Annotated in this window: 14 protein-coding genes; 8 read left to right on the forward strand and 6 right to left on the reverse strand. The window is 66.5% G+C overall.

Annotation, left to right across the window (positions count from 1 at the left end; genetic code table 11):
* Nucleotides 1-123: 123 nt before the first annotated feature.
* Genes RTI28_RS28040 through RTI28_RS28065 form a run of 6 tightly spaced genes read right to left on the reverse strand, consistent with a single transcriptional unit; the run spans nt 124 to nt 4,373 of the window.
* Nucleotides 124-654, reverse strand: coding sequence for a 3-phenylpropionate/cinnamic acid dioxygenase subunit beta (locus tag RTI28_RS28040; RefSeq protein WP_316923505.1), 531 nt, complete (start codon nt 652-654; stop codon nt 124-126).
* 12 nt (nt 655-666) lie between these two features.
* The gene (locus RTI28_RS28045) at nt 667-2,016 is read right to left on the reverse strand and encodes an aromatic ring-hydroxylating dioxygenase subunit alpha (RefSeq protein ID WP_316923506.1); all 1,350 of its coding nucleotides are present in this window, start codon (nt 2,014-2,016) and stop codon (nt 667-669) included.
* Nucleotides 2,017-2,052: 36 nt separating this feature from the next.
* A complete protein-coding gene (locus tag RTI28_RS28050) occupies nt 2,053-2,406 on the reverse strand; it encodes a non-heme iron oxygenase ferredoxin subunit (RefSeq protein WP_316923507.1) in 354 nt (117 codons plus the stop codon).
* Nucleotides 2,403-3,251 (reverse strand): protocatechuate 3,4-dioxygenase, encoded by an 849-nt coding sequence (locus RTI28_RS28055; protein WP_316923508.1) that lies wholly within the window; start codon nt 3,249-3,251, stop codon nt 2,403-2,405. The genes RTI28_RS28050 and RTI28_RS28055 overlap by 4 nt, the downstream gene beginning before the upstream one ends.
* Before the next feature lie 4 nt (nt 3,252-3,255).
* Complete coding sequence (locus tag RTI28_RS28060; protein ID WP_316923509.1) at nt 3,256-3,552, reverse strand: extradiol ring-cleavage dioxygenase; 297 nt, start codon at nt 3,550-3,552, stop codon at nt 3,256-3,258.
* 5 nt (nt 3,553-3,557) lie between these two features.
* Entirely contained in the window at nt 3,558-4,373 is an 816-nt protein-coding gene (locus RTI28_RS28065; RefSeq protein ID WP_316923510.1) for an alpha/beta hydrolase, read from the reverse strand.
* Between the two features lie 294 nt (nt 4,374-4,667).
* On the opposite strand from RTI28_RS28065, the gene RTI28_RS28070 reads away from it, so the two are divergent.
* The 8 genes from RTI28_RS28070 (at nt 4,668) to RTI28_RS28105 (ending at nt 14,167) form a co-directional block, all read left to right on the forward strand.
* Nucleotides 4,668-5,249 carry a TetR/AcrR family transcriptional regulator gene (locus tag RTI28_RS28070; protein WP_042129518.1) on the forward strand — a complete coding sequence of 194 codons (582 nt, stop codon included), beginning with the start codon at nt 4,668-4,670 and terminating at the stop codon, nt 5,247-5,249.
* Between the two features lie 410 nt (nt 5,250-5,659).
* A complete protein-coding gene (locus tag RTI28_RS28075) occupies nt 5,660-6,694 on the forward strand; it encodes a branched-chain amino acid ABC transporter permease (protein WP_316923511.1) in 1,035 nt (344 codons plus the stop codon).
* Complete coding sequence (locus RTI28_RS28080; protein WP_316923512.1) at nt 6,694-8,460, forward strand: branched-chain amino acid ABC transporter ATP-binding protein/permease; 1,767 nt, start codon at nt 6,694-6,696, stop codon at nt 8,458-8,460. Before RTI28_RS28075 ends, RTI28_RS28080 begins: the two co-directional genes overlap by 1 nt.
* Nucleotides 8,457-9,212, forward strand: coding sequence for an ABC transporter ATP-binding protein (locus RTI28_RS28085; protein ID WP_316923513.1), 756 nt, complete (start codon nt 8,457-8,459; stop codon nt 9,210-9,212). Before RTI28_RS28080 ends, RTI28_RS28085 begins: the two co-directional genes overlap by 4 nt.
* 55 nt (nt 9,213-9,267) lie before the next feature.
* Entirely contained in the window at nt 9,268-10,404 is a 1,137-nt protein-coding gene (locus RTI28_RS28090; protein WP_316923514.1) for an ABC transporter substrate-binding protein, read from the forward strand.
* Between the two features lie 32 nt (nt 10,405-10,436).
* Nucleotides 10,437-11,717 (forward strand): OprD family porin, encoded by a 1,281-nt coding sequence (locus tag RTI28_RS28095; protein WP_316923515.1) that lies wholly within the window; start codon nt 10,437-10,439, stop codon nt 11,715-11,717.
* A 261-nt stretch (nt 11,718-11,978) separates the two neighbouring features.
* Nucleotides 11,979-12,587: a cysteine dioxygenase gene (locus RTI28_RS28100; RefSeq protein ID WP_316923516.1), complete on the forward strand. Its 609-nt coding sequence runs from the start codon at nt 11,979-11,981 to the stop codon at nt 12,585-12,587.
* A complete protein-coding gene (locus tag RTI28_RS28105) occupies nt 12,584-14,167 on the forward strand; it encodes a rhodanese-related sulfurtransferase (protein ID WP_316923517.1) in 1,584 nt (527 codons plus the stop codon). The genes RTI28_RS28100 and RTI28_RS28105 overlap by 4 nt, the downstream gene beginning before the upstream one ends.
* The last annotated feature ends 256 nt before the right edge of the window (nt 14,168-14,423 follow it).

The following is a 14,423-nucleotide window of genomic DNA, read 5'->3' on the forward strand; positions in this document are numbered from 1 at the left end:
AACCACCGCGAAGGACCGCAAAGCGGTCCCCGACTTGACTGCTATCGGGACCGCTGCGCGGTCCTTCGCGGTGGTTCGTCACACGACGAGCCACGCTCCTACGGGAAGTGAGCAACCTTCACGTCACAGGAAGGTATTGATGTTCTTGCACAGCAACATCGCGTTCGGGATCAGGATCTTGCGGCGCAGCAGCTTCAGGCCGTCCGCCTCCAGGCGCAGCACGTCCTCGCGCCGCCCGGTGATCTGCGACTGCTCATCGAGCCCGCGGCTGCGCACGTTGATGAAGCAGGAATAGGCCCGGTAATGCCCCGGCTCGTCGCCGGCATACACCTCGATATTGCTCACCAGGTGCACGTTGCGCGTCGGCGGGTTCTCGGCCCAGGCCGAGGGCTGCTTGAAGCGCGATACGCGGCGCTGCAGTTCACGCATGCCGTCGTCGAAGAAGGCCATGTGCTCCAGGGTGTAGGGCCCGGCCTTGTCCTCGCGGCGGCGGTTCTCGATGCCGGGCATCCAGTAGTGGATCGCCTCGCTCAGGGTCAGCAGCCAGTCGTCCCAGCATTCGTCATCCAGCAGGCGCGCCTCGCGCAGCAGGAACTGCTCGACCCGGCGCACTTCGTCGAAGCCCAGCGGGGTGTCCAGGGGTGTCTGTGTCATTGCTCGTTCTCCTCAGCGCAGGGTGCCGTTGCGGTCCGGCACATCGGTCCAACTGGACGCCTGCAGCAGGTCCTTCCAGCGCTGGTAGAACGCCCGTGCGTTGCATTCGTTGAGCTGGCCCTTGAACACATTGCCCGGCAGCTCGCTGTCGTCGAGGCGGGTGTGCATGCCCAGGCCCACGTACAGGTCCTGGTAGCGGGTCACCACGCCCTTGGCGGTCTTGGTGCAGTACTCCCAGTTCTCGCCGTCGTCCATCTCGAACACGCCGGTGGGCGAGAAGGTCATCATCGCGCCGCGGCGCCACTTATCCTTGATGTCCTGGGGCGCGTTCCTGTTGACGATCACCCAGGTGAACAGCTCGATCTTGTGCGGCCCGCGCGGCTGCCAGATGCGCACGGTGTTCTGCCCCGGCAGGAAGGAGAAGTTGGGGAACACGGTGAACGAGGAAATCGCCCCGATCAGCTTCGAGCGAAACTCGCCCAGGCGCTCCGCCACCTTGGGCCGCAGCACATGCAGGTACTTGTTGATCTCGCGCTCGCCGAGGGTCGCGGCATTGCCCACCACGTCGGTGGCGAACTCGTAGCCGTGGCCGTTCCAGTTCACCGAATAGGATTCCGCCAGCTCGCCGACATTGGCCACCGGTCCGCCGAGCATGGCCTTGGCCGCCGAGTCGTGGGTCCAGCCGCCGTGGAGGATGTCGCCGACGAAGTTTTCCGCGGCGATCTTCCAGTTGCAGTCGATGGTGGAACGGATGCAGCCGCCGAGGAACTCGCTGCCGCCCTCGTCCATGTCGAGCATCACGTCCAGGTACCAGGTCATCGGCCCGAGGTATTCCTCAAGGGTCGGCGCATCGGCGGCGAAGGTGGCGAAGACCAGGCCCTTGTACGTGGCGACCCGGGCCTCGCGCAGGCCGTGTTTCGCCTTGTCGAAGTGGCTTTCTTCGTAGCACTTGGACTCGTGCATGCCCATCAGGCGACCACCGTCGGCGCCGAACGACCAGCCATGGTAGTTGCAGATGAAGCCGCGGGCATTGCCGGCCTCGGCGAAGCAGACCTTGTTGCCGCGGTGCGGGCAGGCGTTGAGGAAGACCTTCAGCGAGGCGTCCTTCTGTCGCACCACCAGCACCTCGTCCTCGCCCATGGAGGTGGTCAGGTAGTCGCCGAACTTCGGCAGTTGCGATTCGTGGGCGACGAACAGCCAGCAGCGGGCGAAGATCTTCTCCAGCTCCTGCTCGTAGATCGCCTGGTCCCAGAACACCTTGCCGGACAGGCGACCCTCTTCCATGTCGCAGATGCGGTCGAGGTTGTCCAGGCAGGGCGTGGATTCGATGGTTCTGAGCGGAATGTGCTTGTTGTTATCCATGGTTCAGACTCACGGGGAATTCGGTTGGACGGCGGATCAGACCGGGCTCTGCGCGGCGGCCACGGCCTCGTCGGCTTCCAGCGCGACGTCGGCGTACACCTCGCGGTCGGTGACGATGATCTTGTAGGTGCGCAGGTGCCGTTCGCAGGGGAACGTCACCGCCTTGCCGCTGGGGATGTGGAACTGGCCCCAGTGCACCGGGCAGGTGATCAGGTCGTCGTCCAGGTCGCCCTCGGCCAGCGACGCGGTGGCGTGGGTGCACATGTCGGTGGTGGCGTAGAAGGTGCCGCCGAGGTTGTAGACGCAGATGGCGTCGCCTTCGGCCTGCTCGACCTTCTTCAGTTCGCCGGGGGCCAGCTCGTCGCGCTGGCACAGCAGTACGCGGCTCATGCCGATGCCTCCTTCAGTTCAACGAAGCCCAGGCCGGTGACCCAGGCCGGCACCGCCTCGTAGGCGATGACTTCGCCCAGCGGCCGTTCCAGCGCGGCCATGGCGCAGGCGAAATTGCGGATTTCCATGGCGCCGTTGCCGGCGCGGCGGAGAATCTCCTCGTCGCTGTAGGCGCAGAGCCCGACCAGGTCGCCCTCGACCCCGAGGGCGAGGATCTCGCGGTCGAAGTCCTCGGCGACCTTGCCCATCTCGGCAGTACCGACCCAGTGGCTGATGCCGCCGCTGCCGATGATCACCACGCGCTCGTCGGCGTCGAAGGACTCCACCGCCGCGCGCAGTTGCCGGCCCAGGTCGGCCGAGCGCTGCAGCGAGATATAGGGATCGACGCCACAGGCCAGGTACACCGGGATGCTCGGCAGGGTCTTGCCCAGCAGCTGCTCGGCCGGCTGCACCACCAGCTGGTGCGGAATGGAGAACGAGTGGTCGACGGTGAAGCTGCGCGCCACGCTCCAGTCCACGCCATTGGCATCGCCATGGGCGACGATGCGCTCGGCCAGTGCCTCGTGGTTCTTCACCACCTGGCGCTGCAGGCCCGGCAGGCGGTCGATCGGTCCGTCGACATCGCCGGTGCCGATCACATAGCGCGGCAGGCAGTGGGTGCCGAACAGAATGTAGTGGTCGCAGCCAACGATGATCACCGCGGTCGGTTCCAGCGCCGCGAGGCGCCGCGCGCATTCGGCGTAGGCGCCCCACACGGCGTCGCGCTGGGCTTCGGGCGGCGCCTCGGGCGCCACGAACATCACCGGGTCATGCGGCATCCAGAAGCCGCCAACTATCTTGCCCATCTCGTCACCCCTTGAGCGCGGCGGAGAACCCCGCGCTGTCCTGGTCGGTGCAGCCCAGACGCTGCTTGTAGATCGTCATGCCGCGCTCGGGCGACAGCTCCTGCCAGAAGCCCATGGTCAGCATCGGGTTGACCCCGGCGGCCTGCAGGCCGGCGACATCGAAGCCAAGGATCATGTCGCGCTCCCGTTCACTCAGTTCGAAGCGTTCGAGAAAGCCGGCGGCGTCCTGGCGAAAGCGTTCTTTCGCCGCGCGCTCGACGCAGAGTTGCCAGAGCACCCGTTCCATCACGTTTCGGCTCATGGCGGTCACTCGCCGAGGAAATCGCGGACCAGCGCGGCGAAACGCCGGGGCTGCTCGCTCTGTACCCAGTGGCCGCAGTGGCCGAACAGGTGCAGGTCGGCATTGGGCACACTGTTGGCGATCAGCAGGCCGCACTGTGGCGGCACCACGCGGTCTTCGCGACCGTGGACCACCAGGGTCGGCGCGCTGATCTTCGCCAGGGCGGCGGCGGGGAAGCCCTTGACGAGGGTTTCGCCCTCCGCGGCCGGTTGCGGGATCAGCTTGCGCAGGGCGTCCTGGGCACCCGGCCTGGCGCTGGCCTCATAGCGCGACTGGACCATTTCGTCGCTGATCAGCGCCTTGTCGTAAGGAAACAGCTCCATCAGCCGGCGCATGTTGTCCAGCGATGGCTCGTACTCCCAGGCGCCGCGCAGGCCGGGGGTCTGCACGAATTCACCGGCGGGGGTGCCGAGCAGCACCAGCTTGTCGACCCGCTCCGGGGCGAACACCGCCAGGCCGATGGCCACCGCACCGCCGAAGGAGTTGCCGATGAAGGAAGCCTTCTGGATATCCAGGGCATCCATGATGCCGACCAGGTGATTGACCCAGAGCTTGATGTCGTACTTCGCGTCGTCCTGGAACTCGGTGAAACCGAAGCCGGCGATGTCCGGCACGATCACCCGCCAGCGGTCGGCGAATACAGGGATGCTTTTTCCCCAGTTGCTCCAGCCGGACACGCCCGGGCCGGAACCGTGCAACAGGAACAGGGCGTCGCCCTGGCCGGCCTCGTAGTAATGGGTGTTGTGCCCTGCGGCCAGCAACGTCTTGGCGTTTGCGCTCATCGCGGTCTCCGTTTTTATTCTAAACATACACATCTGTATCTAGATGCTAGGGAGGGTTTTGACGTGCGTCAACGAAAAAAACCTGGAACCGTGCAAAATAATGGGAGTCAACCTACAGACGTGTATTTCAAGAAACGAGGGAATTCGGCACACTGCCCGGGCCCCGGGCCGCGTTCTGCAAGCCCCGGCGGCGATAGCCTCGGCATTGCGCCGGGCGCTAGAATGCCCTCCTTCGCGCCCTCGGCCTGTGCCGCCCCGGCGCCTGACCCGTTCGATGAACAAGGCCCTACAACGATGTCATCACGCCCCAACCTCACCCGCGAAGACTGGATTCACGCCGCCCAACACGTGCTGGTCAGCAGCGGTGTCGACGCGGTCCGGGTCGATACCCTGGCCAAGGAACTGAAAATCACCCGCGGCAGCTTCTACTACCACTTCAAGAGCCGTGGCGAACTGCTCGAGGGCATCCTCGGCAACTGGCGTGCGCGCGCCACCGAAGACGTCATCCTCAGCCTGCGCAACGCCCACGCCTCGCCGCTGCAGCAGCTGCAGCGCCTGCTGGAACTGCCTTCCCACGGCCAGACCGCCAAGGATGCCGCGGCCATCGAACTGGGCATCCGCGCCTGGGCCCGCCGCGACAAACAGGCGCGCCAGGCGATCGACGAGGTGGACAGCCATCGCCTGAACTACATCGAGGGCCTGCTGATCCAGGCCGGAACGCCGGTGGACGAGGCCCAGGACCGGGCCTACCTGATCTATGCCTACCAGATCAGCCTGTCGCTGCTGCATGGCGACGACAGCTCGCAGCAGCGCCTGGAGCGCAGCCAGCGCATGGCCGGCCTGCTGCTGCCGCAAGGGGCTGCGGTGCCGGCCTGAAGCCATCTTGTCGGCGGTTGATGCCCGCGTAGGAGCGCGGCTTGCCCGCGAAAGGAGCGCGCAGCGGTCCCAATGAGTGATCTGGGACCGCTTTGCGGTCCTTTCGCGGGCAAGCCGCGCTCCTACGGGGGCTATGCACCTCGCCAAGATACATATCTGTATCTTCTGATTTCAAAACCCCACCTTTACGCATTCCCCTCTTGACAACCCTCAGTCATGACCCGCTAGTCTATACATACACATTCACATGTGTATTTTGAAAGAATGACCTACAGCCCCTGCCAGGGCTGGAACGTACAACAACAAAAATACATTCAGGTATCTCGCCATGCTCTCGCTTACGTGCCCCGGCAGGGTCGTCCCCTGCTCGCCCCCACTTCCCTACCCCACCGCTCGCTGAGGGCAACCCCATGGATCTCTCGATACTGGCTTTCCTCGGCCAGGACGGCCTGACCACGGGCGCGATCTATGCGCTGGTGGCCCTGGCCCTGGTCCTGGTGTTCTCGGTCACCCGCACCATCCTGGTGTTCCAGGGCGACTTCGTGACCTACAGCGCCCTGACCCTGGCCATGCTGCAGAGCGGCCTGCTGCCCGGCACCCTGTGGCTGCTGCTCGGCCTGTCGCTGCTGGCCTGCGTACTGGACAGCGCGCTGGCCCTGCGCCATGGCCATTACCGCCGCCTGCCGGGGCTGGCCCTGCGCTACCTGGGCCTGCCGCTCGTGCTCTGGCTGCTGCTCGGCAGCCTCGACCTCAGCGCCCTGCCCGGCCTGCTGCAGATCGTCGTCACCCTGGCCCTGGTCACCCCGCTGGGCCCGCTGCTCTACCGCCTGGTCTACCAGCGCGTGGCGCAGACTTCGGTGCTGTCGCTGCTGATCATCTCGGTGGCGGTGCATATCGCCCTGGTCGGCATCAGCCTGTCGCTGTTCGGTGCCGAGGGCGTGCGCACCCACTCCCTGGCCGACGCCACCTTCATGCTCGGCGACCTGCCGGTGAGCCTGCAGAGCCTGCTGGTGATCGCCTGCGCCCTGGCCCTGATCGGCCTGCTCTACGCCTTCTTCGGCCACAGCCTGTACGGCAAGGCGCTGCGCGCCACCGCGCTGAACCGCGACGGCGCGCAACTGGTGGGCATTCCCACGCAACTGGCCGGGCGCAGCGCCTTCGCCCTCGCCGCCTTCATCGGCGCGGTGTCCGGGGTGCTGATCGGGCCACTGACCACGCTGTACTACGACTCCGGTTTCCTCATCAGCCTCAAGGGCTTCGTCGCCGCGATCTTCGGCGGCCTGGCCAGCTACCCCATCGCCGCCGCCAGCGCCTTCTTCGTCGGCGTGCTGGAGAGCTTCGCCAACTTCGGTGCGTCGGCCTTCAAGGAAGTCATCGTGTTCACCCTGGTGATCCCGGTGCTGCTGTGGCTGTCGCTGAAACACCCGCATCTGGAGGACCACTGATGCGCCGTCGCCTCGTTCCCCTGATCCTGCTGCTGGCCGCCATGGCCCTGGCGCCGCTGGTGCTGCCACCGTTCCAGGTCACCCTGCTCAACTACATCGGCCTGTACAGCCTGGTCGCCCTTGGCCTGGTGCTGCTCACCGGCATCGGCGGCATGACCTCCTTCGGCCAGGCCGCCTTCGTCGGCATCGGCGCCTATGCCACCGCGGTGCTCAGCACCGACTACGGCCTGTCGCCCTGGCTAGGTCTGCTCGCAGGCCTCGGCATCACCCTGCTGGTCGCCACCTGCCTCGGCCTGCTGACCCTGCGCCTGGCCGGGCATTACCTGCCGATCGGCACCCTGGCCTGGGGCCTGGCGCTGTTCTACCTGTTCGGCAACCTGCCGGGACTCGGTGGTTTCGGCGGCATCCAGGACCTGCCCGCGATCACGCTGTTCGGCTGGCAGATCAGCGCCGCGGGGGACTTCAGCGTGCTGCTCGGGGTGCTCCTGGTCGCCAGCCTGTGGCTGCTCGCCAACCTCCTCGACAGCCGTCAGGGCCGCGCCATCCGCACCCTGAAGGACGCCGCCGGCATGGCCGAGGCCATGGGCATCGACACCGCGCGCAGCCGCCTGCAGGTGTTCCTCATCGCCGCCCTGCTCGCCGCCCTGTCCGGCTGGCTGTATGCCCATCTGCAACGGGTGGTCAACCCGACGCCGTTCTCGGTGGTGATGGGCATCGAGTACCTGTTCATGATCGTCCTCGGTGGCGTCGCCAGCCTGTGGGGCGCGCTGCTCGGCGCGGCGCTGCTGACCCTGCTCAGGCAACTGCTGCAGGACCTGCTGCCACACCTGTTCGGGCATGCCGGCAACGTCGAGATGATCTTCTTCGGCGTGCTCATCATCCTCATGCTGCAGTACGCCCGCGGCGGTCTCCTGCCGCTGCTCCAGGCCGCGCTGCCGAAAGCCCGGCGCCATCTCGAGGTGCCCGTCGACGCCGTCCCGCTGCCGCGCCGCGGCATGCCCGCCCACGGCCAGCCGCTGCTGGTGGCCGAAGGGCTGGTCAAGCGCTTCGGCGGCCTGGTGGCGAACAAGGACATGGGCCTGGCGATCAACAGCGGCGAGATCACTGCGCTGATCGGCCCCAACGGTGCCGGCAAGTCCACCCTGTTCAACCTGCTGTCCGGGGTGCTCGCGCCCAATGCCGGCCAGATCAGCTTCCTCGGTCGCCGCATCGACGGCCTGCAACCGCGGACCATCGCCGCCCTGGGGATCAGCCGGACCTTCCAGCACGTGCGCCTGCTGCCGGAAATGAGCGTGCTGGAAAACGTCGCCCTCGGCGCCCACCGCCGTGGCCGCGCCGGCCTGCTGCGCTCTCTGCTGCACCTGGAGCGTGGCGAGGAAGCCAGCCTGCTCGGCGAAGCCGCGCGGCAGATCCAGCGGGTCGGCCTCGGCGACTACCTGCACACCCCGGCCGGCAGCCTGGCCCTGGGTCAGCAGCGCATCGTCGAAATCGCCCGGGCGCTGTGCAGCGACCCGATCCTGCTGCTGCTCGACGAACCCGCCGCCGGCCTGCGCCATGGCGAGAAGCAGGCGCTGGCTCGACTGCTCGAACAACTGCGCAGCGAAGGCCTCGGCGTGCTGCTGGTGGAGCACGACATGGACTTCGTCATGGGCCTGTCCGACCAGATCGTGGTCATGGAATTCGGCCAGCGCCTGGCCAGCGGCACACCGCCGCAGATCCAGGAAAACCCGGCGGTCCTGGCCGCCTACCTCGGAGGTGTGGAATGACTCGCCTGCTGGATGTACGCAACCTGTCGATCAGCCACGGCAAGGTGGAAGCGGTGCGCAACCTCGACCTGCACCTCGACGAAGGCCGCATCGTCAGCCTGATCGGCCCCAACGGCGCCGGCAAGACCACCCTGATGGCGGCGCTGATCGGCCTGCTGCCGAGCCGCGGCGAGATCGTCTACGCCGAGCGACCGCTGCTGGCCCACCACGACGTCGCCCGGCGCATCGACCTGGGCATGGCCCTGGTCCCGGAAAGCCGCGAGCTGTTCGGCCTGATGAGCGTCGAGGACAACCTGCGCCTCGGCGCCTTCAGCCGCCATCGCCAGGGCCATCGCGATCATGAACAGACCCTGGAGGAAGTCTTCGGCCTGTTCCCGCGCATGCGTGAACGCCGCGACCAGGCCGCCTGCACCCTGTCCGGCGGCGAGCGGCAGATGCTCGCCATCGGCCGCGCGCTGATGGCCAGGCCGCGCCTGCTGCTGCTCGACGAACCGAGCCTGGGCCTGGCGCCGCGGGTCATCGGCGAGATCTTCGAGATCTTCAAGACCCTGCGCGAGCGCGGCGTTTCCATCCTCCTGGTGGAACAGAACGCCCGTGCCGCGCTGAAGATCTCCGACTACGGCTACGTCCTCGAAACCGGCGACATCGTCCTGCAGGGCGAGGCCAGCGACCTCGCGCAGAACCCGCGGGTGGTCGAGAGCTACCTCGGACGCAAACCCACCACGGAGGCCGCCCGCGCTACCGGCACCTAGCGCCGTTGTTCCAGCCCATTGCTCGACACCATAAAAACAACACCAAGGAGCTTGCATGAAACCTTTCCTCCCCTTGCTGCTGGTCGCCGCGATCTCGACCGCCGCCCAGGCTGACCTCACCGTCGGCGTCGTCCTCTCCACCACAGGTCCAGGCGCCTCGCTGGGCATCCCGGAACGCAACACAGTGGCCCTGCTGCCCAGGGAGATCGCCGGCCAGGCGGTGAAATACGTGGTCCTCGACGATGCCAGCGACAGCACCGCCGCGGCGAAGAACGCGCGCAAGCTGGTCAGCGAAAACCAGGTCGACCTGCTGATCGGTTCGACCACCGTGCCGACCTCGGCGGCGGTGGCGCAGATCGCCAGGGAGAGCCGCACCGCGCAGATCGCCCTGGCGCCCTACGCACCGCCGGGCGGCGAGCAGCAGTGGATCTTCACCATCGCCCAGACCAATGCGCTGATGGCCGAAGCGCTGATCGAGCATATGCAGCAGGCCGGGGTGAAGACCCTCGCCTATATCGGCTACAACGATGTCTGGGGCGAGGACTGGCACAAGGTGCTCAGCGAGCTGGCACCGGCGGCGGGGATCCAGCTAGTGCGCGACGAGCGCTTCAACCGCACCGATTCCTCGGTCAGCGGCCAGGCCCTGAAGGTCATGGGCAGCCGTGCCGATGCCGTGCTGATCGGCGCCACCGGCACCCCGGCCGCCCTGCCCCACACCGAACTGCGCCGGCTCGGCTACAAGGGCACGATCTACCACACCCATGGCGCCGCCAACAGCGCCTTCCTGCGGATCGGCGACAAGGCCCTGAACGGCGCGATCCTGCCGGTGGGGCCGGTGGTGGTGTGGGACAAGCTGCCGGAGTCGCACCCCTCCAAAGCCATCGCCAGCGACTACGCGCGGCGCTATGAAGCCGAGTACGGCGCCGGCAGCCTGTCGCCATTCGGCGCCTACCTGTACGACGCCATGCGCCTGGTCGAGAACGCCGTGCCCGTGGCGCTGCAGAGCGCGCAGCCGGGCAGCGCCGAATTCCGCCAGAGCCTGCGCGACCAGCTGGAAAAGACCAGAGAGGTCGCCGGCACCCACGGCGTCTACAGCCTCAGCCCCAGCGACCACTTCGGTCACGACCAGCGCGCCCGTGCCCTGGTCAGCGTGCAGGACCAGCAATGGGTGCTGCTCCACGCCCCTGAATGATCTCCACCTACAACAACAAGAAAGGCACCGGCATGAACAGACTGCACAACACCCTGGCCCTCGGCACGTTCTTCACCCTCAGCGCCCTCAGCCCGATCCTGCAGGCGCAGGGCTTCTTCGAGGACAGCAAGGCCAGCGTCACCGCCCGCAACTACTACTTCGACCGCGACTACAAGGGCACCTCGGCGCAGTCGGCGACCCGCGAATGGGCCCAGGGCTTCATCCTGCGCTTCAGCTCCGGCTACACCGAGGGCCCGATCGGCCTTGGTCTCGACGCCCAGGGCCTGCTCGGCCTCAAGCTCGACTCCAGCCCGGACCGCACCGGCACCGGCCTGCTGCCGTTCGACAGCACTGACCGCGAGCCACGGGACGACTATTCGGAACTGGGCCTGACCGGCAAGGTGAAAGTGTCGAAGACCGAACTGCAGGGCGGCACGCTGATGCCGATCCTGCCGATCCTCTTCGCCAGCCCCACCCGCCTGCTGCCGCAGACCTTCCGCGGGGTCAACCTGAAGTCCCAGGACCTCGACGGCTTCACCCTCAGCGCCGGGCGCCTCGACCGCATGAACCAGCGCGACTCGACCAACCAGCAGAAGATCAGCATCGCCGCGCCCAACCGCCGCTTCAACGGCGCGGCGCAGTCGGATGCCTTCACTTACCTCGGCGGCGACTACCAGTGGTCCGAGCCGCTGACCCTGAAGTACTACCACGCTGAACTCGAGGACATCTACAAACAGGACTTCGTCGGCTTCGTCGACAATCGTGCCCTGGGCGGCGGCCGGCTGAAGACCGACGTGCGCTACCACATCAGCCGCGAGGATGGCGCGGCCCGGGCTGGCGAGGTGGACAACCGCACCTTCGGCATCATGAGCACCTGGAGCCAGGCCGGGCACAGCCTGGGGCTGGGCTGGATGCAACTGAATGGCGACACCTCGATGCCGTACATCGCCGGGTCCGAGCCGATGGTGGTCAGCGAGGGGGCGTTGAGCAGCGAGTTCCTCAACCCGAAGCAGCGCACCTGGCAGGTGCGCTACGACTATGACTTCGCCACGCTTGGCGTACCGGGCCTGAAGGGCATGCTGCGCTACCTGGATGGCAGTCATATCGAGCTGCCGACGGCGCTGGGTGGGGCCGATCGCAGCGAAAGCGAGAAGGATATCGAGCTGTCCTACGTGGTACAGAGCGGTCCGCTGAAGAACGTCGCCGTGCGCCTGCGGCATGCCTGGTATCGCAATGACTTCGCCTCGGCGGCGTCGTTCCGCGATGACAATGAGCTGCGGGTGAACATCGACTATACCTTGGCGTTGTTCTGATTCCAGGGGGCCGGCGCGACCCCGTAGGAGCTGGCTTGCCTGCGAAAGGACCGCACAGCGGTCCCAATAGCAGTGAGGTCGGGGACCGCTGCGCGGTCCTTTCGCAGTGGTTCGTCACACGACAAGCCAGCTCCTACAAGCATTCGTGCCAGGCCCAACTTAAAATTCAATATTTGCATATTAGCTTATGCACAATTTGAATTTTGAGAATCATCCAGCCATTGCTAGGGTCATGGAAAACCGCAGCCGAGCCTGACCACCATGACCCAACCGCTCCGCCTGGACCGTCTTCGCCGGTTCATCGGCGACCTCGCCGACCTGCTCGACCACGAGCACGACGAAGCCGCCATCCTCGACCGCGGCCAGAACCTCCTGCAGCAACTGGTCGCCCATGACGACTGGCTGCCGGAAGACCTGGCCCAGCCCGATCCGACCCGCTACCAGCAATTCCTCCTGCATGCCGATTCGCGCCAGCGCTTCTCGGTGGTCAGCTTCGTCTGGGGCCCGGGGCAGCGCACGCCGATCCACGACCACCGGGTCTGGGGCCTGATCGGCATGCTGCGCGGCGCCGAGTATTCCCAGGGCTTCGCCCGTACCGAAAGCGGCGCGCTGATCCCCGCCGGAGACGCGGTGCGCCTGGCGCCCGGGCAGGTCGAAGCGGTCTCGCCGCGCATCGGCGATATCCATGAAGTGCGCAATGCCCACGACGACCAGGTGTCGATCAGCATCCACGTGTACGGCGCCAACATCGGCGCAGTCAAACGCGCCGTGTACCTCGCCGACGGCAGCGAGAAACCGTTCATTTCCGGCTACTCCAATACCCGCTTGCCCAATATCTGGGACCTGTCCAAAGAGAACCCCGCCCCATGAGCACCGCGACCACCCGCTCCTATGCCGAGCTGCGCCAGCACCTGCTGGCCAGGCATGAACTCGCCCTGATCGATGTGCGCGAAGAAGCGCCCTTCGCCCTGGAGCACCCGCTTTTCGCGGCCAATATTCCCCTGTCGAAGCTGGAGATCGAGATCTACCCGCGGGTGCCGCGCCGCGATACACCGGTGACCGTCTATGACGACGGCGAAGGCCTCGCCGCCATCGCCGCCGAACGCCTGCGGGCCCTGGGCTACAGCGATGTGGCGCTGCTCGAGGGCGGCCTGGCCGGCTGGCGCGAGGCCGGCGGCGAGCTGTTCCGCGACGTCAATGTGCCGAGCAAGGCGTTCGGCGAACTGGTCGAGTCGCTGCGCCACACGCCGTCGCTGGCCGCCGAGGAAGTCCAGCAGTTGCTGGACGACAAGGCCGACGTGGTGGTGCTGGACGCCCGCCGCTTCGACGAATACCAGACCATGAGCATTCCCGGCGGCATCAGTGTGCCGGGGGCCGAACTGGTGCTGCGGGTCGCCGAACTGGCGCCGGACCCGGCGACCCGGGTCATCGTCAACTGCGCCGGGCGCACGCGCAGCATCATCGGCACCCAGTCGCTGGTGAATGCCGGCATCCCCAACCCGGTGTCGGCGCTGCGCAACGGCACCATCGGCTGGACCCTGGCCGGGCAATCCCTGGCCCACGGCCAGGCGCAGCGCTTCGCCGAGGTCAGCGACAGCACCCGCGAGCATGCCGCCCAGCGCGCCCGCGCGGTGGCGGACAAGGCTGACGTGGCGCGGATCTCCAGGGAAGGGCTGCTCGCCTGGCAGGCGCAAACCGCGCGCACCACCTACCTGTTCGATGTCCGCACCCCCGAGGAATACGCCCGCGGCCACCTCCCCGGCAGCCGCTCGACCCCGGGCGGGCAACTGGTGCAGGAGACCGACCACAACGCCAGCGTGCGCGGCGCGCGCATCGTGCTGGTGGACGACGACGGCGTGCGCGCCAACATGAGCGCGTCGTGGCTGGCGCAGATGGGCTGGCAGGTGGCGGTGCTCGACGGCCTGAGCGTCGACGACTTCAGCGAGACTGGCGACTGGCAACCGTCCTTGCCGGCGCTGCCGCAGCCGCCGGTGGTCCAGGGCGAGCAGTTGCAGCAGTGGCTGGCGGAAGGCGACACCGTGCTGCTGGATTTCACCACCAGCGCCAACTATGTGCAGCGGCATATCCCCGGTGCGCATTGGGCGATCCGCGCGCAACTGGCCCAGGCCCTGGAGAAACTGCCGCTGGCGCAGCGCTACGTGGTGACCTGCGGCAGCAGCCTGCTGGCGCGCTTTGCCGCCATCGACCTGCAGGCGCTGACGCGCAAGCCGGTGTTCCTGCTCGAAGGCGGGACGGCGCGCTGGATCGCCGAGGGGCGCGCGCTGGAGCATGGCGAGACGCACCTGGCGGTGCCGCGCAGCGACCGTTATCGCCGGCCGTATGAAGGCACGGACAACCCGCGGGAAGCGATGCAGGGCTATCTGGACTGGGAGTTCGGCCTGGTGGCGCAGTTGGCACGGGATGGGACCCATGGGTTCTTTGTGATCTGAAACCCCGAACCTGCAAACGCCTCGCCCCCCTTTGTAGGAGCGGATTTATCCGCTCCTACACAGGAGGGCGTTGCGGTGCACATAACGTCTCGCCGCAAAATTAAATAAATGCATATTTATAAAAAACAAAATTCCAAAAAAGAATAATATTTATATTCCAAAAAAGAATTTCCAATGAAATTCTTATAAAAATAAGATCAACCCCAGACGACCTCGTCCACCCTTTCAAGAAAACCAGGAAACCCCGCTGTACCCC

The sequence above is a fragment of the Pseudomonas sp. zfem002 genome, assembly GCF_032621685.1.
In the GTDB taxonomy this organism is placed as follows: Bacteria; Pseudomonadota; Gammaproteobacteria; order Pseudomonadales; family Pseudomonadaceae; genus Aquipseudomonas; species Aquipseudomonas japonica.

Bases quoted from the DNA above. Each gene is read 5' to 3' on its own strand.
- RTI28_RS28040 (WP_316923505.1), bottom strand. From the start codon at position 654: ATGACACAGACACCCCTGGACACCCCGCTGGGCTTCGACGAAGTGCGC.
- RTI28_RS28045 (WP_316923506.1), bottom strand. From the start codon at position 2,016: ATGGATAACAACAAGCACATTCCGCTCAGAACCATCGAATCCACGCCC.
- RTI28_RS28050 (WP_316923507.1), bottom strand. From the start codon at position 2,406: ATGAGCCGCGTACTGCTGTGCCAGCGCGACGAGCTGGCCCCCGGCGAA.
- RTI28_RS28055 (WP_316923508.1), bottom strand. From the start codon at position 3,251: ATGGGCAAGATAGTTGGCGGCTTCTGGATGCCGCATGACCCGGTGATG.
- RTI28_RS28060 (WP_316923509.1), bottom strand. From the start codon at position 3,552: ATGAGCCGAAACGTGATGGAACGGGTGCTCTGGCAACTCTGCGTCGAG.
- RTI28_RS28065 (WP_316923510.1), bottom strand. From the start codon at position 4,373: ATGAGCGCAAACGCCAAGACGTTGCTGGCCGCAGGGCACAACACCCAT.
- RTI28_RS28070 (WP_042129518.1), top strand. From the start codon at position 4,668: ATGTCATCACGCCCCAACCTCACCCGCGAAGACTGGATTCACGCCGCC.
- RTI28_RS28075 (WP_316923511.1), top strand. From the start codon at position 5,660: ATGGATCTCTCGATACTGGCTTTCCTCGGCCAGGACGGCCTGACCACG.
- RTI28_RS28080 (WP_316923512.1), top strand. From the start codon at position 6,694: ATGCGCCGTCGCCTCGTTCCCCTGATCCTGCTGCTGGCCGCCATGGCC.
- RTI28_RS28085 (WP_316923513.1), top strand. From the start codon at position 8,457: ATGACTCGCCTGCTGGATGTACGCAACCTGTCGATCAGCCACGGCAAG.
- RTI28_RS28090 (WP_316923514.1), top strand. From the start codon at position 9,268: ATGAAACCTTTCCTCCCCTTGCTGCTGGTCGCCGCGATCTCGACCGCC.
- RTI28_RS28095 (WP_316923515.1), top strand. From the start codon at position 10,437: ATGAACAGACTGCACAACACCCTGGCCCTCGGCACGTTCTTCACCCTC.
- RTI28_RS28100 (WP_316923516.1), top strand. From the start codon at position 11,979: ATGACCCAACCGCTCCGCCTGGACCGTCTTCGCCGGTTCATCGGCGAC.
- RTI28_RS28105 (WP_316923517.1), top strand. From the start codon at position 12,584: ATGAGCACCGCGACCACCCGCTCCTATGCCGAGCTGCGCCAGCACCTG.